Genomic DNA, 22779 nt, shown 5'->3' with positions numbered 1-22779 from the left:
GATATTTTTTATCGCAAAACATCTAGTCTTTGCCGCCGGCACGCAGTCGCGCGCCAGCATTCGCCAAGCACTCTTATTTAATCCCCGGTACCATACTCTCCTCTATTGCAACTGCCTTAGCCTCTGAACCAGATCCTATTACTGTGGCCGTTCCACGGCTGAGCGCTCGGCGCAACCCCAATATCCGCAGCCACTCGAACCCCAGTAAGCACAGCAATAACGCCAATAGCACTAGAGGTCCTCCCAGGCCGCTTAGGGCTTGCCGCTCAGACACACAGGTCCACACAAGCTGCACAACACACAGTAGAGCCACAATCAGCAAGGTAGGTTTGCGCCCCAGCAAGCTCACAACAAAAACACCAAGGGGCGCCCCCAAGGCCACCACCGGCGCCGCTGCCAGCCAGTTACCAAAAACCCCTGGCTGCCAGTCGCCGGCCAGCGACTTCACCAGCACACCGAGTACAGAGCAGAAGGCCATGATCACTACCGAGGTGGGAATCGCTACCTTCAGGTCCACGCGGCTCAGCAGCACCAAAGCCGCGTACACCAGCATATCCACACCAACCCCGGTTACCGAGACCACACAGAAGCCTGCAAAAGCCCCAAGCAGAAGACCTACACGAAAATCCGTTGGGCACTGCGGATCACCCTTGTGCTCACAGTCGGTGATCTCGGCGAGCCGATACAAATGAAATATCCCAAAGCTACCCCAAAGCACCGCGAAAGAGAGCTTCACCCACAGCTCAGAAATCATCGGCGCAAACAGCAATATGCCCGCGGGGATGGCCAATAAAGAACCGAGTAAGGCGCCGCGCAGCATCGACCAGGCTAACGGCTGCTGCCGACAAAGAATAAACAGGCTGGCACTAACCATACCGATCGACTGCACCGCAAAACTGAAGTCGCGGCCGAGACTGGCAGGCATATCAAATAAGAGCACCAACACGGGGAAGCCCACCGTGCCTCCGCCCATGGGCGTGGAACCGGCGGCATAGCTGCCGAGCGCCATTGCAAGCGCCATAGACCAATGCTCCAGTGCCAGGGCCAAGTTATCGCCCTGCATAACGAGAAACAGCCAGGCTCCGTAAAATAACGCCAACCAGGCAAACCAGTAGCGGAGAGAGAGCCGCGCTAGGTATTTCATTTTATTATTCGCGAACTTAAACGTCAGAGGGGCTAATAGTGGTACGAGTGCAAGGCGGGATCAAGGAGGGATAATGACTGCTGATAACTACATCTCGTAATACTGATACGCGCAGGCAGCCCGGCAACTGCAATTGCCGGGCCATACAGGATTAGTTCAGGCGCTTCTTGCGAATCAGATTCTGAACCTGCATGGAGGACATCATGGAAGCGTAGATCGCCGGCAGAGCGCCACGCTTGCGCAGTTCCAGGAAGTCTTCATCGGACAGCTTGTTCAGCTTCTCTTCGTCAATCACGTAAAAACCAGTCAGATCGTAGGGCTTATCTTCTTCGGTAATACGCAGAGTCAGCTTCTTCTGGGTCAGCAGGTCTTTGGATACCAGGAATTCGATAAACGACTCGGTAACAGATACGCGCTGGGCAGTTTCTACCACCGCCTGAGCGCGGTTTTTCAGGTAGTCAGTCTGCTCGCCCTCACCGTCAAACAGAGCCTCACCTGCGGACTCACTCAACATACTGGAGTCTTCATCGATACACAGTACCGCCTGATCAGTGTTCTCTGGGTTCTTCACCAGCACGAATGGGTAGGTGCGAACCTGCAGAGGAATGTAGCTGCCATTCCAGCCCTCAGCGCCAGAGAACAGGTTTTCACCGGGACGCAGGCCTGTAAGGGCAACCACTTTAAACTGCTCAGCATTCTGGTCTTTTACGAACAGGATCGGATAGCTCTGGGCCGCCTGAACAATTTCCTGAACCACCAGCGGCAAAATATGATTGCTGCTCACATGGTCAAAAGTGATGTCCTGGGTGAGTTTCAGGTTGGCGTGTGCCTTTTTATCCAAAGCTTTGATCTGTGCCATAAGTACAACTCCTAGCTACTTTTATAGTTACTTAATTTTCAGAGATACCCTAACGTACCACTTAATTGGCTTATAAACGATGACAAGCGCTTTCCTGTAGTCGCCGGAAACCAAAGTCAGCATTAAACAGGTAAGCGGGCCAACAGGCAAACAAAGCCTGCTGTAAATGCCAAAAACCAAATTTAGTGGATTATAAGGAAGACTTTCAAGCAGGCCGCAACAACTTGTTTGAAAGAAAGTCATTGCGGAGATACGAAAGGACCCAGTGACGCGATTAGATAAATATTGCAACCCCACTGACGAATAACTTCCAGGCACGCTAATGATAAGGTGCTACCAAGTTATATAAGCATAGGCCGACAACTTGTTATTAATTTCCCATATCACAAGTTGCCGACAGGACTGCAGCTCTACCTACAGGTTTAACTTAGCTTTCAGCTCACTGACCGCTCTAGTGAGTACAATATCCGTACCGCTACGGACATCATTCACTGTACGCTCAACTAAAATATCCGGTTTAACTCCATAGCCAACAAATTCACGCCCATCTGGATAGGTATCCCGCTTGGTACAAACCCTAAAAGAACCACCTCCAGGAAGATCGAAAAATATTGGCTGACCAGTGCTACCATTTGTTGGCTCACCAACAATGGTAAAGTGCTCAAGTGGGTCAGCATAAATCAAGAAGTCTTCCGCTGCCGATGCCGTATTTCTTCCAATTAGCACATAAGTAGGCACTATGTGATTATTATCCAATTTAGCCTTAAGCTTTTCTGAAGGGTCCCCACCGACTTCCCAAGCATTCCCCTCCCCATAAGGGCGATATTTTTCCATCTCCTCAAACTGGTCAGCGAAAGCACCCCAAGCTTTATAGGCTGCGATATGCTTGGGAGTCTTCCAGACAGAACCTGGTAAATCTCGGTCAGCCAGATAAGAGATAATCTCTCCTGCGTGACTGGTATTGCCGCCACCATTAAAGCGTAAATCTATTATCAACCCTTTTGATTTGGCAATATCTTCATAATGAGATTTAAACTGCTCAACAACCGCCTGTTTCCCAAAAGTATTTAAAGCTACATAGGCTATATCATCATCAAGCCACTTAATCTCAAATGGCTCACCATTCGACTGAGGTTGTGCAATAGAGGTGTAATCAATCTTCCTCCCACGCGCATCCCGCTCAACCTGTACTTTCTTAATTTCACCTTTAGGGGTTTCTATAGTGAGCTCAACTTTGGAACCCGGAACGCCGTCCAACAGATCTCGCACAGCTATACCCCATAAAACGTGTTTGGTAGAGCTGGCGATATAAGGCATCACCTGTTCCTTCATGTATTTCTGCACACCCTGGCCATCTACAGTAACAATGGTTGACCCCAAAGGAATTTCAGGTGCTAAGCTCCTCTCCACCCCGATTATCACCGGCTGTTGATCAGCTTCCTTTAGGCGAATAGCCGGCCATCCGACATACTTAGCAGGCATATCTTTGGGGAAATAAACATTGGTGTGACCATCCTCAAGCAATGCGTTAAAGCGACTTAACTCACGATAGTATTCATAGCTGTTTTCTGTAGCTAAAACTCGAGGAATAAATTCGCGATACTTCGCATCAAAGTCAAGATCTGGAACCTGATCGAAGAAAGCAAAATTGTAACTGACCTCTTTCCAAAACAAAGAAAGACCGTATAACTTTTCTTCATCAGATAAGTTATCGGGCACTACATCAATGCTATCTGCATAGGTAGTGCTCGCTGAGGCCGCCACAATAGAAAATGCTAGAATTATTTTTTTTAACATAATATACGTCCTAAAACCAAGGTGCCTCATGCTACAGATTTAAATGAGGTAGATAGCTCAGCTCACCTTAAAAAAAGAACATTTCATCGTGAAAAGTAGATAGCCTAAAGCGTAGCTTCTTTACTTTCATTCTTGTGGATAAGCCTTTAACGTGAGTGCCAAAATCTCTTTCACCACCATTTCTGACTCATCATTTTGAGGATAGTGATAGCTCTTCTCAGTCAAAACAACCCGCCCCTGTGGAAATGCATGGGCCCAATTTGAATGTAACTCCCCCCATCTATCCCGGGCCTCATCAGTAAAGAAAAGAAGAGGAGGATTGTCATACTTTTTAATTGAAGCAATTACTGTGACGGGTATATCTGGGATTTGAGGATAGTCAGGTAAAGGGCGTTTAGACCAAAAATCCAGGTACTGATTCGACATGCCGTTCTTCATATCATCCAGTTTTACCTGAGCAATTTGCTCTTCGGCCAATTCCAAATTCAGAGATCGCATAATATCCACATCATGCTCAGAAGAAGGCTCTATCAGCATCAACGCTGCCATTCTTTCAGGGTACTGTGCGGCAAACGTTCGGGCTACATGAGCGCCATAGGAGTGCGCAATATAAGTAATTTTCTCTTTAACCCCCAAAGCCTCCAATAAGGCCTTGGCCCCTTGAGCATAATCCTCAGAGCTAAAATGTTTCTTGATGGCTGTAGAATTACCATTGCCAACACGCGAGTAACGTATAACTCGTGCATGCTCTGCTAACCTATCATAGATTGGATTCCAGTCAGACATGCCAGCCGAGCCCCCCGCTTCTAAAAACAGGATAGCCTTACCAGATCCTTTGATCTCATATTCAATACGGTACTCACCCACAGGAATCTGTTCCGGCGACGCAAAAGCATATAGCGGAAGTGCAAGCACTATGAGTAGGAGGATTTGATGCATATACAACCCATAATAACGATCAAAGAATCCAAACTTAAAAAATAATAGAGCCACTATGTGGCAGCAACACCCTGCCCTAAGCGCGCTTCATTGCCTGGTCCGGGGTGTTCCGGTACCAGCTGAGCCAATCCCAAAGAAACCAAAGCCATCAAAGATCCAGCAAAGAAAACCATCGCTGGAGAGGTGAGCCATAGCAAACCAAACAAAACGGGGATAATAACCGCCGCGATATGATTAATGGTAAAGCTGACACCTGCAGAGGCTGCGATGTCACGTTCATCCACGATCTTTTGGAAATAGGTCTTGATGGCAATGGCCATAGAGAAAAACAGATGATCGATAATATAAAGCGCAGCTGCCATCATCGCGCTCTCCACCAATGCATAACCAGCAAAGACTAGTGCTAAACCAATATATTCCAGAGTGAGGATTCGGCGCTCACCAAAGCGAACAATAAACTGGCCAATTTTCGGGGCAATATATAAATTCAACAGGTGGTTTACGGTATAAAGTGCAGCAACTTCTCCTACGCTATAACCAAACTTCTCAACCATCAAAAAACCAGCAAAAACAATAAAGATCTGCCGACGTGCACCGCTCATCATTGTCAGAGCGTAGTAAAGCCAATAACGTTTGCGTACAACCAACTGCTTTCTCTGGCTATGGGGCTGGGGAAATTGAGGAAAAAGTATCCAGGCCACCAGGGCAATAATAACTGTGCTCCCTCCTCCAATCAGGTAAACCCAGGAATAGTCCAACCCGCCAAAATCCATCAAGCCCCAAACTAGCCCATAGGCCAATAATGCGGCAAAAGAGCCAGCTGCAGCCATTCGACCCATCCAGATTGCCGAAGTCTTCTTTGGAAACCACTGCAAAGCCAGAGAGGTTTGCAGGGTTTCATAGAAGTGAAAACCGATCGACATCAATAATGTCGTGAGTAATAAACCTGTGAGAGATGGAAAAAAACCGGTCAGCATCACACCAATCCCGGTTGCTACAAGTGAGAGAAGCGCCAACCGCTGCTCACGAATAAGCAGCAAAACAAAGATCACTGTAAAGGCAAGGAAACCTGGGATTTCCCGCACACTTTGTAGCAAGCCAATATCAGCCCCAGTAAATGAAGCTTTGGCTATCACAAAGTTATTAAGGAGGGTATTCCAGACAGAAAAAGAAAGTGGCATTGAGGCTGCAAGGATCAACAGCAGAATTTCCGGTCGACGGAGGCGTTGTAACATAGCGGGACTCCTACACTGAGGACAGCAATATACGCTATACAACGCTGGCGTGTAAATTGAGCTTAAGATGACTGCCAATCACCACCAAACCGGCTATTAATTCTGCCTTGTAGTAAAGACAAGGCTCTTCTCATTTAAACCCCACTGGGTCAGTTAGAACTTACACAAATAGAGTTCTGAGACTTCAGTGTCTCTCTCGTAAATATGATCAAGTGCCCCAATGAGATTCTTAATCGCTACATAGCAGTTTGCAATCACTCTTCGGCGAAACATTGACCCTGTAAACCATTTTCAATAAGCATCAATTATCACCTATGCTTTGACCAGGACTCAGATCACCCATTTTCCCATACTACGGCATATACGTATAAATTCTCCTTGACGGCTTAATCACTGGAATTGGCAAATGAACATCTCCCCAAAACTTCCTGCGCTGTCACTAAAACTCACTATCTGCGTCATATATTTCTTATCGACGTCATTAAATACTGCGGCACAAGAAAATAAACTGCCAGACGGACTCAAATTAAACGAATGGAAGGTCCCCTGGCAGGGACTGCCCAGAGACCCCCATGTGGATAACAGGCAGCAAGTTTGGTTCTGTGGACAGGCCGGAAACTACGTCGGTCGATTTTCTCCGTCTGATCAGACGTTTAAAAAATTCGAGGTCCCTGAAGGAACCCACCCTCACAACTTGATAGTAGATAAGCAGGGCATGGTTTGGTATGCGGGCAACCGCAATGCTCATATTGGGCGTATGGATGCAGAGACCGGTAAAATCACTCAATACCCAATGCCTAAAGGTGTAAATGATCCACATACACTGGTATTCAACCGTGAGGGCAATATTTGGTTTACAGCCCAACAGAGCAATCGCATAGGCATTTTGGATGTAAATAATGGAGAGGTGAAAGTAGCTACACCACAAACTGCCAACGCACGCCCTTATGGAATCAAGGTAGACTCCCAAGATCGCCCCTGGGTTGCTTTATTTGGTACAAATAAACTAGCTTGGGTAGACCCTAAAACCATGGTGGTAAACGAAATCTCAATTCCCCGACCAAACGCTCGGCCTCGCAGGCTGGAAATCGATACATCTAACAATATCTGGTATGTGGACTATCCAGAGGGCTATCTTGGCAGATATACGCCCAGTACAAAAGAATTCAAAGAGTGGAAGCTCCCCACTGAAAACCCTCGCCCTTACGGAACCGCAATGGATAACAAAGGCCGGCTATGGGTAGCAGACACCGGTGATATTCCTAACATCATCTTTGCTTTTGATACAGAAGCACAAAAGTTTGTCAGTCAAACGACTGTACCCAGCGGAGGCAACATTCGATATATGTATTTTAACAATAAAGATGGAAGCTTTTGGTTCGGTGTCGATTCTGGATTTCTAGATCAGGGAATACCAAAAAAATGAGTCTTTTAAAAAATTACAGATAAATTTATAAAAGGAACTCCCAGCAGGAAACACCAAGGGCAGCCTGCTAAAACTGGAGTCTATCTAACGACCTCAACACAGTGTTTTAGCCCAAGCGATGCTCACATCCTTCTTTTTTCTCAGAAGGAAGTATACAGATAGTAATAGCCACATGTTCATTTTTATATTCAAGCAAGGGGTTGAACTTGAGGACTACTCAGTTAGCTCCAGCAACCCAATCGAGAATACATTTACAAGGTAGATGTAGATCTTAGCGCAAATATAAATGCAGAAAATTCTGCACGAAGAAAGAAATCAATTAATTGATGAGAACTCCAGCAATAGAATCCTCTTAAATATTCCCCCCAACAAACGCCTCTCAATATAGGAGCAGGCTTCCGAAACTTATTGAGGGGTTACTTTTCCACGACTTGTAACCTTTAATTTAAAAATCACCAACCATTAGAGAAGATTTCTTTGACTTAATTAGGGTGGCACTAAAAATTTAGTTAAATCTTGATTACACATAAAGTAAGAATGCAGGCACCTACTCTGGCCGAGGCTGCCAATTGATCACAGTGGGATAGGCCTTATTCTCGCACAACCAAATTACTGCTCGAATCCCAGGCCTAAGTCCTGCTTGTGGATCAGTAACCTTTCCCCAGTCACTCTCCAGAAACTCTTTCCCTTGTAAACGGAACTGACCGAGAAGTGCTTTCCAGCTAGGCATCGTCAATTCTAATGATTCTTTGGTGTCGTAATCAGTGGAAATCCATACTTTAATGCTGTTTCCTGTCCGCACTAATTTTGTCACCTCTCCCTGCCAGGAAGTCAGCTGGTTCCTATTACAAGCCACATAGTCTGGCACAGCGAGCCTCTGGGCAGTTACATTAGCCGTATTTATAGATATCAAAGTAAATAGGATAAAAAATCGGATACTTTTCATAATTATCAGTGTATCGGGGGGAATAATCCCCCCGAAAATATTATTATAGACCGCGGTAGGTACTGCTTTGCTCATCTGCGCGAGTAGCCTGCCCCTCTGTGAATTCGTACATACAGCTATCGTCAGTGTAATCCATAAAATTTGTAATCGGATCAAGACCGGCTGCGTTCCGCCCCCTAGTACAGGAATCCCTACCTACTGGACACCCGTAAGCCGGCGACCTCTCGGCAGGAGTATCGGAAACATAATCACCATTTCCACCACAGCCGCCCTGGAAGGTATGATACAAACCTAACCAGTGACCAACCTCATGAGTAAGAGTATCGCCCTCGTTGTAAGGCGCTGCATCGCCACCAGGCACAGAACCGGTTAAAATAACTACCCCGTCATCCAGCGGATCTGAAGAATAGCTGCTTGGGAAAGTTGCCCACCCAAGTAGACCACCGCCGATATCAGCCACATAGATATTCAGGTCTCCCGCATCACCAACACGCAATGAACTTTTCATAGCGCGCTCTGCGGAGGAACCATATCCAACGTTATACCAAGAATTATTAGCCGTTACTGAAGTTGAAACCAGATTAAAGGTAAATGGTGTACTCGCATAAGCATCATTAAGTACTGCCATTTGCGCATTAATTACATTGCTGGGTAGCGACCCATTATTGGCGTTATCAGTAATAACATGGAAATATACATCAATAGTTACAGAACCCGCTGGACGTAGCGTATGAGTTCCACTGCTTATACTACGAGACTGTCCGCGCAGCGCAGTAAAATGCTGCTCTTTCAAAGCAGCCTCCTGAATAGAGGGGTGATTAGTGCCACAACGTTTAAATTTAGCGTTGTCATTAGCACGCTCAAGTGAAGAATCACTTTCAGCAAAACTGATAGCAGGTGATATTAGCAAACACAAAGATAATGCAGTTTTTATTGAAGTTGAAAGATTAGCTTTTCTCATAACCTGAACCTTAATTATTTTATTAAATTGATAACCCCAGACAGCCCGCTCACCTTCCATGCTGAAGACAACTACTGTCAATAGTACCAACTCTCAAAATAGTAATAATGACATTGGTTTCTTTAATGAGGCGGCAAGTTCAACCAAATGGCATAAAAAGAATTAAATTCAAGGACTACTTCAAATGAAGACTCCACACCAGAAACACAATAAAGACAGGAAAAATAGTTTCACAGGTAATCATTTCTGGTGAAAAAATATTAAAAAATGCTTTTCACACCTTAAAAACATTGCCTTACGATGAGTCAATATCCGAAAATTCTTTTTGAAAAATAGTTGTTAGCTACTATAACTTCCCTCCCTTACAGAAATTTCAAACATGACCTAAGCCCCCTGACGCACTCGATACAAGCCAATCAATCTGATAACAACAGAGATTAATAATCTAGGAAAAATAAAGAATGGAACTCGATCAAAAGCAAAGAAAAGCAATAAAATTAGTTACCATCTATCCATTTGCCTTATTCATTATTTCAACCTTTATTAACTTACCCCTTGCGGATATAGGATCGACCAAAGTCAGCCTGCCTTCTGTATCACACTTACACATAATAATTATTTCGGCTCTGATATTGACAGGAAACCACAGCCTGTTAATGACATCGACGGAGATCACTAGAGTGAAATTCAAAATGTACTCCACACCAGAGGAATGGCAAGAAAGCGGCAATAACAGGGAAGTAACATCTGGATTAGCAATTAGTGAGCTTAAGCGAAATCATAATGCACACAGAAACCTAACTGAAAACACTTGCATCTTCACTGTGCTCGCGATTCCTTTTGTATTAATTTCTCCGCCATTAACAGTCACTGCTATCTGGATTATAGGTTTTGCTGTGGGCAGGTTGGGTCATTCAGTCGCCTATCTGGCAGGAAAAACTGGCTTGCGAGGTCTTTTTATGAGCATTAGCCTATTAGCTACGTATGGAATAGCTAGCTATCTTATATACGCTTGGTTTGTTTAGATTTATATTAGATTAAGTAGATGTGTATTTACAGGCTAGGCAAGATTATTCATAGTGGGACCAATAATCTCAGAAAACCAGCTTAAGCTGCTCGATACGATCAGGGATTTTTTTAGACCCTTGAATTGACACAGATTTTCGTAGATAAAATCGCGCCCTTGTCTTTGGAACCCTTAACATTAGCTGGTGCCTCTAAGGGGTACAGGTGCATAAGATTCAGGAAAAACCTGAAGCAATTACCATATGTAACCGACCATAGGGACCATATTCCTAGATGGGCACCTAATTCCTGTGTGAATGCTATATAAACGATAAACATCCACACTCCAACCAACCATTTTCACTTGGGAACTTAATCTTCAGACCTCTAATCTACCCAAAAACTTGGAAAATTATTTTTTATCTAATTTAGACCACAGTAAAACCTTCATAGTATCAGAAAATTGTACTCATCAACCAAGCGCAACTGAGGATAAGGTTAACATCAACCAAGCACTAGTAAACTGACTTCTTTAATCGATAACCAAAGCTATTTTCCCGCCTTGTCCCTGTCAGCTTCCAGTCAGAATAATTAAAGATATGAATCCTACCTTCACCTGTCTTTGTTAAGCCTACCAACTTATCCAGTAACTCCATATATTGAACTACCAATTGAGAGTTCAATATATCACCATCAATTCGCCCTTGCCTTCTTGGAAATAGATCCAAAAAAGCCTGAATATCCGTTAAAACTTCCCACCGAATTTTTGACATACTTAGTGGCCTAACCTGTTCATAGCCACTTTCAGGGTCATCACTTCTAAACCTAGCACTTGGACCGCTAAATAAATTAATAGGCGACCACATAAAGCAATCTCTCAATGACTGCTGGGTTGACAATCCAATTGGGGCAGATCTAGATGCATTGCTTAGTGGTCCTCCTGAGGCCACACAACGCTGCAAAGAATCAACTTTAGATCCATCAAAAGCTGGATTTTTGATTATCATGCGCCCAATATCGAAAAACTCGCCCATTCCTTGTATATCAACAATATGATGCCTACTGAAACCTAGTAAATCTTTATCAAAACGCCCGATCAACTTTTCTGAAACCCCTTCCTTATGGATCTTTGGTCGGGAAGATGGCTTTGACATTTTAGCTCTATTGCTCATGGTCAACTCTATGCAGTTTTTTAATACTAAAATTAAACAATTTAAAACTTTATAAATCAATAAAAATATATTGTATGTAATGGCATGTACTTCTGTATAAATGAATTAGCTTTAACCAGCAAACCCATCAGAAAGTATTCTGCAATTCTAAGACACTTGAAAAACACAAAGCACTTATTACATTTTTAAAACCCACCAAAATTAGATGACTGGCACGGTACTAATGTATATAAAAATATAAGCGCCAATCAAAGTAATTTATTTAGATGATTGATAAAAAAGATCGCCCTTGATGGAAGAATCATTACTCCTGCCAGCAGTATCTGCATCCATCAATGAGTTTAACTTATTAAGCGATCAGAGCAATTGTGGATATGATAGGCATCGAATCCACTAGAGTTGACTTTTGCGCTCCAGCATTCATTGAAATCATATCCATACTGACAGATCTCATTAAGTCCAATAGTAATGCAATTTACTTTATCCTCTACATTACAGCGGTATTACGGCTGATAGGAATTTATCCTGACCTGTGTAATCGAAGCCACAGTAGGTATTATAGTTTTGCTTGAAACCAAGGCCCTCAGTGAGGGGCACTCTAGGGTGCAGTAGTTACAATTGCAGGTTCTCATGCAGGTTGTCTTCTCTTTTGGCGATCTGGCCTGCTTTGTTGTATTGCTAGCTACGCTTCAGGATGGAGTCTGACTGAGTCGGATCTGATACCGGACTATTGGCCTTGCCCAGTCGCAGTTTTTTACAGACGGCCCTGAAGATCGTAGTCTCTCTGGCTTTCCAGCCCATTGCCGAGCTGACGCTGGCTTTCCCTGCCCTGTTCATCGTGACTGATGCTGGTGATCAGATGATCGGTTTCGCTGCCCAGTGGCCGGCGGGGTTGAAGGCGAAGTCCAGTACTTCACCATCGGGTAATGTTGTGGCAATACGATTACCGACGGCATCGTATTGGTGGCTCAGTTTGTCTTTGCCCTGCCAATCGGCAACAACACGCCCATTGGCATCGCACTCCCAGCGCAGTTTGCGGTGGGTATTTTCCGCCTCAATTAATTGCCCACTGCGGTTGTAGCGGAAGTTGGTAATTCCATCCGGGGTCAATTCTTCTAACAAACGACCGAAGGGGTCGCGCTCGAAGATGGTCTCGATACCCTTACCAGTATCAGTGTCGGTTATGGCTCTGGAGCTGATCAGATGGCCGGCGCGGTTGTAGGCATAGCGGGTCACGCGACCGTCGAAGCCGACTTCTTCAATCAGGCGCTGATTGAGGTCGTATTTAAGCTGGTAGCGCTCACCGTTTTCATTGGTTAGGCCGACTAAATTACGCTCGCCGTCATAGTGGTATTCCAAGCGGCTGCCGTCTGGGTTGGTGCGCGTCTTAACCTGGCTGAGGCCGTCGTAGGCGTAGCTGGTACTGCGACCTTCGGAGTCGGTAACTTCGACCAGTAACCCCTGGGAGTTGTAACTGTATTGGGCGCGAGTACCATCTGGGGTGATTACCGCATGGATGCAATCCTGAGCATCGTATTCTTAGCCAGTGATCAGAAAACTGCTTAAAGGTTAATTAAACGACAATAGTTTACTCTGACCCCATTTATTCTAAATACTGCCCGAATACTGATCATAATAAGAAAAATTATGAAACTGACTCGACACAAATACCAGCCTCACGAAAAAAATCAATTAAAATATCTTTATCTTTTACAGCTTTAGCCACCCCAAGCATAATTTCTTTAGGTTTACTTTTAGTTATCAAACCTAGCCGCCATCGAACAGGATGTTTTTTTTTCATATTTTCATTCCAGGTTTTATTTTCCTTCATATAAACTCGAAATTCAGCCTTCCCACCCGGTCGTTCTTTGGCAAGGATTTTCCTTATATTTTTCATTGGAAGCACTCCCTTCCCCCCTGACAACTGAATTTCTTTACTACTTATTGTGCACACAACCTCATTAACATCTGTAGGCTTTTTCAACCACAAACAGCCTTCAGAATAAATTTCAACATGAAAGTCAGATCCATAAGCTTTATCCATCATTCTTCTCACTTGAACTAACTAGCTTTTTAATTGAGGAGTGTAGTTTTTTCGGCCTACGAACTATCTTACCTGCATCAGGAGGAGTCACTCCTGCAGCCTCACTAACCTCACAAGCAAAAATTGCACACTGTCGATTAAGTAGATTGTATTTAAATTCTCCTGACTCTGTTTTATCCGCATATTCATAAATTTTCTCAAGTGCCTTATCAGCCTGCTCTCTTGTAATTGGAGTAGATAATGTCGCAAAATCTGGATTTCTTGCAGATATTTCAGCCAAAGTACCAGAATGAATATATCCTGGCGATCCCTTCAAAGCATTAAATAAATCTTTAGGCCCAGTATAATTCTCCATAGATAAACCAGCTAAAATTTCATTTCCACTTGGATCAATTACAGCCACAACTGCATGTCCAGTTAAAGAACTTGAGTAAGCACCAATAACTAGTTGATGATCTTTCTCGGGTGGACAATCTTTACTTTTTAAACCATATGGATCAATCCACCTAATTGGATTAAGGACATATTGATAGTTATTTACTCCACCATGGAGCCCTATCGGATCCTGCTGAGTAAACTCCCCAACCTGAGGATCATAGTATCTAAACCGGTTGTAATGCAGGCCAGTCTCTTCATCAAAGTACTGGCCCTGGAAACGAATCGGCTGCTCTATCTGATTTTCATGGACCAGAGCAATATTGCCATAGCTCTTGTAGGCAACACTCCATACCACTTCACCATCCTGATTAGTGAGGGTATCTGGAGTTCCCAGGTGATCCAGATGGTAGTGATAAACCTGCTCTTTCTCGTGTTTGTTTTCTTTTAATCCAACAGGTTTAAATGTACCCGGTTCAAAGTAGTAGGTACGGGTATTGAGATCCTGCTGGGTCTGGGTATCGACTTTATTTTCCTGCAGGAGTACGTCGCCATCCCAGAGAAAATCGGTTTGCTCGCTTTCACTCGCTTTACCGATACGACGCCCCAAGGGGTCGTATTGGTAGTGAATAACCTGCTGGAATTGCTCTGCGCCCTTTTCTACCTTGAGCTTTTCTACACGTACCAGCTGCTGGCGACTGTTGTAGTGGTAGCGGGTTTGCAGTTTTTGTCCTTTACCGCGTAGCTCGGCAATACGATTGCCGTGGATATCGTAGCGGTAGTGGGTATCACCACGGAAGGCTAAACGGTTGCCTTTGACCTGGGTGGCACTGGCTTGCTGCTTGGCTTCGTCTTTCGAGTTGGCGGCGGCCAGAATATTGTGCGCGGGGTCGTGCACAAAGTATTCGGGGTTGGGGCCGTCTACCTGGGTCAGCCGATCGAGGGCGTCGTAGTGGTAGCTGCGGGTGCCGCGCAGGCTGTCCTCAATTTGCGCGATCTGGCCAGCTTTGTTGTACTGGTAGCTGCGCTCCAGGATGGAATTTTGCTGAGTCGGATCTGATACCGGACCGTTTGCCTTGCCCAGGCGCAGTTTTTGCAAGCGACCCTGAGGATCGTAATCTCTCTGGCTTTCCAGCCCATTACCGTGCTGGCGCTGGCTTTCCCTGCCCTGTTCATCGTGGCTGATGCTGGTGATCAGTTGAGCGGCGTCACCACCGACAGGGCGGCGGTGCAGGCTTTGGAATTGGCCAGCGGGATTGAAAGCGAAGTTCAGAACTTCACCATCGGGTAATGTTGTGGCAATACGATTACCGACAGCATCGTATTGGTGACTCAGTTTGTCTTTGCCCTGCCAGTCGGCCACAACACGCCCATTGGCGTCGCACTCCCAACGCAATTTACGGTGGGCATTTTCCGCTTCGATTAACTGACCGCTGCGGTTGTAGCGGAAGTTGGTAATACCGTCTGGAGTGACTTCTTCTAAAAGGCGGCCGAAGGGGTCGCGCTCGAAGATAGTGTCGATACCCTTACCAGTATCAGTGTCGGTTACGGCTCTGGAGCTGATTAAATGGCCAGCGCGATTATAGGCATAGCGGGTCACGCGGCCATCAAAGCCGACCTCTTCAATCAGGCGTTCGTTGAGATCGTATTTAAGCTGGTAGCGCTCTCCGTTCTCGTTAGTGAGGCCAACTAAGTTGCGCTCCCCGTCGTAGTGATATTCAAGGCGGCTGCCGTCCGGGTTGGTGCGGGTCTTAACCTGACTGAGGCCGTCGTAGGCGTAGCAGGTGCTGCGACCTTCGGAGTCGGTAACTTCGGCCAGTAACCCCTGGGGGTTGTAGCTGTATTGGGTGCGAGCACCATCTGGGGTGATTACCGCATGGATGCGATCTTGGGCATCGTATTCGTAGCGAGTGACTTGGCCAGGGGCGTGTTGTACTTCTTCCAGGCGACGAGCGCTGTCGTAGTGGTAGTGCTGGGCGCGGCCCATGGGGTCTTTGACCGCGGCGAGTTTACCTTCAGGATTCCACAAGTAGCGAGTGGTATTTCCCAGTGGGTCGGTAACACTGCCGATCAGACCAACGGGGTTATAGCCATACTGGGTACTGTTGCCGAGAGGATCTTTGGTGGCAGCGATCTGACCTTTTTTGTTGTACTCGCGTTGCCACTTATTCCCAGCAGGGTCAATAACTTTTGCGGGCAGGCCTTCGCTATTGTATTCAATGCGGTGCTTATTGCCGGCGGCATCGGTTTTCTGTACCAGACGTCCCTGATCGTCGTATTGATAAATCTCTTCACGCAGGCTGCCATCGTCGCTTGGCAGCTGTACCTTAGTGATCTGGCCCAGGTCGTTGTAACTGTAAAGGGTCTCGGCACCTTCAGGGTCGCGATGATAAATGGGCAGGGCGCGCTCATTGAAGCGATAACGCTCTTTACCGCCGCGGGTATCAGTTACGGTGACACCCTTGCCGTCATCATCCCAATCAAACTGGTAATTGTAAGTGGCCTGTCCATCGATAGGATCGCCCCACTGGCGTACACAGCGGGCCGAGGGACCTTCGGCATCCCATTCGAAGTGGAAGCGGTAGCCGGTTTTTAGGGTACGTTGCTTAATAACATGCTGGCGGTACTGATACTGCTCGCTGTGGCCATCAGCATCGGTGGCCTTGATCAGGTCGCCTTCATTGTTGTACTCATATTTTGCGAGAACTTTAATACGACCATCGCGGGTTTCTTTTTTCAGTTCACCAATATGTAAACTTTTTGCCTGCCCTTCCGGAGGACTGATATGCAGGGCTTCACCGAGACTGCTCTCGATGCAGATTAAACGCTCATCGATATAGTGGAACAGGTAGAAGTTGCCGTAACCATCGCGAATTTCTGCAAGCTTAAGAGTCCCCTTATCCCCGATAGCTTTAAAGTGCCTCTGCACTCCATTGGGGGCACCATAGGGGGTAACTATCCAATGTTCATCATTAACGCGAGTAAGCGATAACTGCTCCACCACGTTGTGGCTGCGACCGCTATCTCCTGGTGCCGGCAGGTTAATCACTCGGCCCTCGGCATCGTGGAATTGCACCGCTTTACCGGGGCGCCATATCAGCTTTTCCCCCAGGGTATGGGTCCAGCCGTGCCCCATACCAAAGTCTTTGGGGTTACTGCTGCGGTAAGTACGCGCTACAGTGAGTGGCAGAGGCCCATCTAATACCGTATCCACCAGAGTGAGACGCTCCTCACCGGTTTTTAGGTTGATAGGCTCTCCGCCCTCACAGGCATTCGCATTGCACTGGGAAGTACCACCATTCTGGTTTGTGCCTGTTTCACTGTTGGCTCTATCAGGTTCGTTGGAGGCGGAGTTGCCACCTGCTTGACTCCCGCCCTCTGTGTTGGAGCCGGAACCAGCACCCTGGCTACTTTGATTGCCATTGCTGGAACCGCTAGAAGAGCTATTGCTAGTACTAGAGCTACCACTAGAGGAAGTGCTGCTTGAGGAGGAACTGCTTGACGAGGGGCCGCTGGAAGATGACGGCACTGAAGCCTCTGAAGAGCTTAAATCGGAGAAGCTGGCTCCATTGCCCTTGGCATTGCCACCGCGTTTTTTGGAGAGCAAATTGCGCTGCTTTTTCAGCTTGGCAAAATCCATCATCAGGTCGCCGATGCCACGGAAGGCTGTTAGCAGGCGCGTATTTTTCGCCATAGCCGCTACCGCACCAATACCCCCTGTAGCCGCAGCCAACACGATGGTGAGAATAATCTCAAAAGCTCCACCACCGGCCATTTCGGTGATTTCTAAACTGTGCTGGGCACTGGCGTAATCCTTGGCAAAACGGATGATGATATCGCGTAGCGCCGGATCGTCATAAATCAGTTCAGCCACCTCAAGGGCCAGATCAAATTGCTGCTTGGTGATTTTAGAGGGGTCGAAGCCGAGTACATCTACCGCTTCTCGCTGAACAGCCGATAAATATTCCCGTTGAGACTCTACAAGACTTTTATCATGGAGCAGGTAATTGACAACCGCTTTATTTTGCTCAAAGGACTGACGTACAGGATGGATTAGTGCAGCCACTTCAAGCACGTCTTTAGCCCAAACGGCCAGCCCCCAGGCAGCGTTGCCCAGGCCCGTAGCGCCTCGATTAATATAAGCACCTACCTTCTTTAGACCCGAGCGCTGTTCATGGCGCTGCTGAATCAACGCAGCCTCAGCCCGCTCTTGAGCAATAATCTGCTGAAACCCTATACGGATTTTGCTGAGCAGTTGCGCCTGCTTGTCGACCAGCTCGGTAGCGGCAAATGGGGCTTCCTCAATAATCAGGCGGTTTTGTACCAGGGCCAGGTAGATTTCTTTTTCCCGGCTGGTTAAATGTCCCGGAGTTTCACTTAAGGGGCCAAGAAATATCGTACCCGACTGACTGGACTGGATACTGACACTCAGCGTATTGCAGGAAATCCCATTCAAGCCGAAAAAGTATTCATAGATCTCCTGAATGGCGGCGTTATCGAACATAGATAAGAGCTGGGTGGCATCCACCTGCAGGGGAATACCCATCTGGTACGCCCAGCCAACTCTCACCATATAACGAATGCCTTGCCTATTCTCGACACTTAGCTGCATGGATAATCCTTCAAACGCCGTAAGCCCGCTCTACGCCAGCTTCTTTTATCTTTGCCAGATCCAATAAATCATCCCGATTTATCTTCACATCTATTTACAACCCGGCGCACATGGCCGGCCTCTATTCCAATAAAAATTGTTCACTCTGCAAGTAATAACACGACTAGTACTTGTCACAGCCCAAAATCTTTTGGATTAGGATGTTCGCAATTTGTGAAATCTTAAATAGTAAACCTCATGATCCCGAAAGCTTATGGAAAACTACTTGCCAATAGCTCCAATTTACCGGCACCTGGATGGGATGAGGCCAAAGCTACCGGTAAGGGATACCTGAAATTGCGACCTATCTGGGCAGATTACCGCAAATAGGTCGAGGGGGATAGATAAACGGTATTACACGAGTACGACAACGAGTGTAGCGCTGCAGACAAATAAATTACTGAAAATATTTTGAATTAAGCGTAATAAATATAAAGGCAATCATCCTAACAACAGATAATTTACTGCAAAGATCTAAAAGAAAAATCAAATTCGAATTTAACCGGCAATAACTCATTAAAAAAGTTATTTGTGCTGCCATCCCTCTTCACTGCTTTAACTAGTAGCTACTAGTTGGATCTATAGAACCACTCCAGGATCAGGCGCAACGTGAACAACATCACAAACCAGGAGAGAAGAAAAGATTGGAAAGAATTTAGAGCTGGGTGAAAAAGTGAGCAGCTGAGAATGGAGAAATGAAAAGTTTATCGACAATTTTTCTTTTCAGGTGAAAGCCATTACTAATTTCAACTCCCAAATCGTTAGTAATGACTTACACCATAAAGATTTATTCGATTTCTTTAATACGCATCGAGTTGGTATGACCACCGACATTGAGGCGCTCACCTTGGGTGATCAATACCCGCTGGCCTTTTTGCAGGTCTATGCGCGCGCCCAGCACTTCGATAATTGACTCGGTAAGGTGCCCCAGAGGCACCGTGGTTGGGTCGTAACTGATGGGCTCTACTCCGCGCAAGAGTACCAGCTGACGTGCAACATTGGGGTGCCTTGTCATAGCGTAAATCGGCAGGCGGGTATTGGCGCGGGACATCATACGCGGGGTTCGGCCAGACTCTGTCAACGCAGCCACTGCGCAGAGATTCTCCACTCGGGCAGCCACATCAATAGCGGCCTGGGCGATCACGGTATCAATACGATCCGAAGCACCATGTTCCTCTGGCGAGTAAGGCACACTGCCGAGATACTGCTCTGCCCCCACAATCACCTCACTCATGGATTCCACTGCAGAGACCGGGTAATCTCCTGCAGCGGTCTCTGCAGAAAGCATCACCGCATCGGTACCATCCAGCACAGCATTAGCCACGTCCATCACTTCCGCGCGGGTAGGCGTTGGGCTGGTAATCATGGACTCCATCATTTGCGTCGCGGTGATTACGCCACGATTAAGCGCATTGGCACGGTTGATCAGTTTCTTTTGCACACCCACCAGAGCGGGATCGCCAATCTCTACTCCTAGGTCGCCACGTGCCACCATAATCGCATCAGAAGCAAGTATCAGGGCATCCATCTGTGTATCGTCGGCAACGGCTTCGGCGCGCTCAATCTTGGCCACAATAGCGGCCTGGCTACCAGCAGCCTGCATGGCCTTGCGCGCGGTCTCCAGGTCCTCGGCACAGCGGGGGAAACTCACTGCGAGGAAATCCACTTCCAACTCGGCAGCCAGTTCAATATCGCGGTAATCTTTTTCAGTTAAAGCTGGCGCGGACAAGCCACCGCCAAGCAGGTTAATGCCCTTGTTATTGGAGAGTTTACCGCCCTGTAGCACACGGCAATACAGTTTGCTGGCAGTTGTGCCCGTCACCTCCAGGCGAATCTTGCCATCGTCGAGTAAGAGAATATTACCGGAATGGCAATCGCTGATCAGACTGGGGTAGTCGACCCCCACACGATGCTCATCGCCCCCTTCCGGAGGGCAGTCGAGATCCAGTGTGAACTCATCATTGTTCTCAAGCGCCACGCTGCCGGCTGTAAAACGGGCAATTCGAATTTTGGGGCCCTGTAAGTCGCCCAGTACTGCGACAGTTTTCCCCTGGGCCTCAGCAGCATCTCGCACTTCCCGCACCCGACGGCGATGGTCATCGACACTACCATGGGAGAAATTTAAACGCACAACATTCACGCCGGCACGAATCATTTCATCGATCACACGCGGCTTATCGGTACCGGGTCCCAGAGTGGCGACGATTTTTGTATGGCGAATCATATGGTCCCGTTAGATATTTGTTTGAAAGAAAATCTCTACGACCGGCTAGCACTGCAAAAGTAAATTTAGCCGGCCCACTAGAGTACAAGACGAATTCACAGGCTTTCCCACAAGGGTTTTCTAATTTAGGGGCAACCTATCATAAGAATATACTCAGGCAGATTCCGCCACCGGCAGATCCAACTGTAAAGCTGCTGCCATGGCCAAGCTGGTATCCAACATACGGTGGGAGAAGCCCCATTCATTGTCATACCAGGCCATCACCTTCACCAGATTTCCATTCACCCGCGTGTGATTGGCATCGAAGTGGCTGGAAGCGGTGGTGTGATTAAAATCCACAGAAACCAAAGGCTGGTCGCAATAGCTCAAAACACCACCACTGGCTTCTGCGGCGCTCTGCATAATACGGTTTACCTCTTCAACCGTAGTATCGCGGCTCGCAATAAACTGACAGTCCACCAGAGAGACGTTACTTACCGGCACCCGAACCGCCATTCCATCCAAGCGCCCCTTTAATTCCGGTAATACCAGACCCACGGCCGCCGCCGCCCCAGTCTTGGTGGGAATCATATTGTCGGCCGCAGCACGTGCCCGATAAATATCCGCATGTACCGCATCCTGAGTGTTTTGGTCGTTGGTATAGGCATGCACCGTGGTCATAAAGCCCCGCTCAATTCCCAGCGTACGGTGCAGCGCCTGTGCCACCGGTGCCAGGCAATTGGTGGTGCAGGAAGCATTGGAAACTACGCGATGCTCCGAGGTCAGGTTACTATTATTCACGCCGTAAACTACGGTGAGATCTGCATCTTTTGAAGGAGCGGAAATCAGCACCGCTGCAGCACCGGCTTCGATATGGGCAGAAGCAGAAGCCTTGTCAGTAAAGCGGCCGGTACATTCCAATACCAGATCCACCCCCAGCTTTCCCCAAGGCAGTTTAGCCGGATCGCGCTCCTGATAGACCTGAACTCTATCAGAGCCGATAATCAACGCATTGCCGTCCACTTTTACTTCGGTGGCAAAGCGGCCGTGAATAGTATCAAAACGCGTCAAATGCGCATTGGAGGCAACCGGAGCCAAGTCATTAATCGCAACCAACTGGATACGATCGCGGTAACCGGACTCGTAGATGGCACGGGTGACGTTGCGACCGATACGGCCGTAACCATTGATGGCGACTTTAATTTTCATCTGGCTTTACCTTTTTTTTAGCTTCTGGTTATCCCCTATTGCATCCATTTATGAATGCACTCTAGCGAACTTTTATGACGATTTGCCTGATGGTGTAGCGCACTTGCATCAGTCACTAAAGTACTACCCGAACAATTCGGGAACGACACAGGCAATTAACAGATTAAGATTCCAGTGCTGCAGCCTGTTGCGAAAGACGGGTAATCTCGGCCCAATTTTTCTCCTGTACCAAGGCACTTGAGGCCATCCAGGAACCTCCCACACAAACCACGTTGTTAAGTGCCAGGTAATCCGCCGCGTTGTTGGGGCTCACACCACCCGTTGGGCAAAATTTTACTTCCGCTAATGGACCGGCAAGGGACTTCAGCATGGCCACACCACCGGCGGCCTCGGCAGGGAAAAATTTCTGATAACGGTAACCCCGCTCATACAGGCTCATTACTTCAGAGGCACTGGCGGCACCGGGTAATAGAGGCACATCACTTTTTTCCGCTGATGCCAATAGTTTTTCTGTAGCACCAGGGCTTACCATAAAGCGCGCTCCTGCATCGACAGAACGGCGCAGGTCATCGCCATTTAGCACTGTGCCGGTACCCACATGAGCCTCGGGTAGGTGTTTGGCAATTTGCTCTACTGCAGCCAAGGCCGCTTCTGTACGCAGGGTCACCTCAAGAACATTCAAGCCACCTTTGAGCAAGGCCTCAGCCAGGGGCAACGCATCTTCAGCCCGCTCGATAACCAACACTGGGACAACGCCAGCAGACTGCAAAATGTCGGCGATATTTTTCTGCATCAATCAATTCCAAATCGTTC

16 protein-coding genes are annotated in these 22779 nt (G+C 47.2%); 3 read left to right on the top strand and 13 right to left on the bottom strand.

Going from position 1 to position 22779, the window contains the following annotated elements; translation table 11 throughout:
* Nucleotides 1-73: 73 nt before the first annotated feature.
* From ACJJIC_RS07790 to ACJJIC_RS07770, 5 genes are all read right to left on the bottom strand, one after another.
* A complete protein-coding gene (locus ACJJIC_RS07790) occupies nt 74-1144 on the bottom strand; it encodes a sulfite exporter TauE/SafE family protein (RefSeq protein ID WP_445356718.1) in 1071 nt (356 codons plus the stop codon).
* Between the two features lie 151 nt (nt 1145-1295).
* Nucleotides 1296-2003 (bottom strand): SapC family protein, encoded by a 708-nt coding sequence (locus ACJJIC_RS07785; RefSeq protein WP_444900037.1) that lies wholly within the window; start codon nt 2001-2003, stop codon nt 1296-1298.
* A 414-nt stretch (nt 2004-2417) separates the two neighbouring features.
* On the bottom strand, nt 2418-3800 hold the full coding sequence (locus ACJJIC_RS07780; RefSeq protein WP_445356717.1) for a S41 family peptidase: 1383 nt from the start codon (nt 3798-3800) through the stop codon (nt 2418-2420).
* A 126-nt stretch (nt 3801-3926) separates the two neighbouring features.
* A complete protein-coding gene (locus tag ACJJIC_RS07775) occupies nt 3927-4739 on the bottom strand; it encodes an alpha/beta fold hydrolase (RefSeq protein ID WP_445359707.1) in 813 nt (270 codons plus the stop codon).
* 53 nt (nt 4740-4792) lie between these two features.
* The gene (locus ACJJIC_RS07770; RefSeq protein ID WP_444886992.1) at nt 4793-5974 is read right to left on the bottom strand and encodes an MFS transporter; all 1182 of its coding nucleotides are present in this window, start codon (nt 5972-5974) and stop codon (nt 4793-4795) included.
* 406 nt (nt 5975-6380) lie between these two features.
* Here ACJJIC_RS07770 and ACJJIC_RS07765 point away from each other — a divergent pair, with 406 nt between their 5' ends.
* The gene (locus ACJJIC_RS07765) at nt 6381-7400 is read left to right on the top strand and encodes a Vgb family protein (RefSeq protein ID WP_444900033.1); all 1020 of its coding nucleotides are present in this window, start codon (nt 6381-6383) and stop codon (nt 7398-7400) included.
* A gap of 989 nt (nt 7401-8389) precedes the next feature.
* On the opposite strand, the gene ACJJIC_RS07760 is transcribed toward ACJJIC_RS07765, so the two are convergent.
* Complete coding sequence (locus tag ACJJIC_RS07760) at nt 8390-9139, bottom strand: zinc metalloprotease (RefSeq protein WP_252083044.1); 750 nt, start codon at nt 9137-9139, stop codon at nt 8390-8392.
* Between the two features lie 28 nt (nt 9140-9167).
* Between ACJJIC_RS07760 and ACJJIC_RS07755 the strand changes: the two genes are divergently transcribed.
* Both ACJJIC_RS07755 and ACJJIC_RS07750 read left to right on the top strand, forming a co-directional pair.
* Entirely contained in the window at nt 9168-9314 is a 147-nt protein-coding gene (locus ACJJIC_RS07755; RefSeq protein ID WP_252083045.1) for a hypothetical protein, read from the top strand.
* 454 nt (nt 9315-9768) lie between these two features.
* Nucleotides 9769-10332: an MAPEG family protein gene (locus ACJJIC_RS07750; protein WP_444900032.1), complete on the top strand. Its 564-nt coding sequence runs from the start codon at nt 9769-9771 to the stop codon at nt 10330-10332.
* A 495-nt stretch (nt 10333-10827) separates the two neighbouring features.
* Here ACJJIC_RS07750 and ACJJIC_RS07745 read toward each other — a convergent pair whose 3' ends face one another.
* The 7 genes from ACJJIC_RS07745 to ACJJIC_RS07715 form a co-directional block, all read right to left on the bottom strand.
* Complete coding sequence (locus ACJJIC_RS07745; protein ID WP_444900030.1) at nt 10828-11484, bottom strand: hypothetical protein; 657 nt, start codon at nt 11482-11484, stop codon at nt 10828-10830.
* A gap of 855 nt (nt 11485-12339) precedes the next feature.
* Nucleotides 12340-12990, bottom strand: a complete 651-nt coding sequence (locus ACJJIC_RS07740) for a hypothetical protein (RefSeq protein WP_507012347.1) — start codon at nt 12988-12990, stop codon at nt 12340-12342.
* Between the two features lie 139 nt (nt 12991-13129).
* Nucleotides 13130-13531 carry a hypothetical protein gene (locus tag ACJJIC_RS07735; RefSeq protein WP_444910315.1) on the bottom strand — a complete coding sequence of 134 codons (402 nt, stop codon included), beginning with the start codon at nt 13529-13531 and terminating at the stop codon, nt 13130-13132.
* Nucleotides 13521-18515 carry an RHS repeat-associated core domain-containing protein gene (locus ACJJIC_RS07730; RefSeq protein ID WP_444910316.1) on the bottom strand — a complete coding sequence of 1665 codons (4995 nt, stop codon included), beginning with the start codon at nt 18513-18515 and terminating at the stop codon, nt 13521-13523. The genes ACJJIC_RS07735 and ACJJIC_RS07730 overlap by 11 nt, the downstream gene beginning before the upstream one ends.
* 826 nt (nt 18516-19341) lie before the next feature.
* Nucleotides 19342-20778, bottom strand: a complete 1437-nt coding sequence (gene pyk, locus ACJJIC_RS07725; protein ID WP_444910317.1) for a pyruvate kinase — start codon at nt 20776-20778, stop codon at nt 19342-19344.
* A 153-nt stretch (nt 20779-20931) separates the two neighbouring features.
* Entirely contained in the window at nt 20932-21966 is a 1035-nt protein-coding gene (gap, locus tag ACJJIC_RS07720; RefSeq protein WP_444910318.1) for a type I glyceraldehyde-3-phosphate dehydrogenase, read from the bottom strand.
* Between the two features lie 163 nt (nt 21967-22129).
* A complete protein-coding gene (locus tag ACJJIC_RS07715; RefSeq protein ID WP_444910319.1) occupies nt 22130-22759 on the bottom strand; it encodes a bifunctional 4-hydroxy-2-oxoglutarate aldolase/2-dehydro-3-deoxy-phosphogluconate aldolase in 630 nt (209 codons plus the stop codon).
* Between the last annotated feature and the right edge of the window lie 20 nt (nt 22760-22779).

The sequence above is a fragment of the Microbulbifer mixtoriginis (SeqCode) genome, assembly GCF_052468275.1.
The sequence above is the reverse complement of the archived record's forward strand: the minus strand, read 5'-3'. Positions and strand labels throughout refer to the sequence as shown.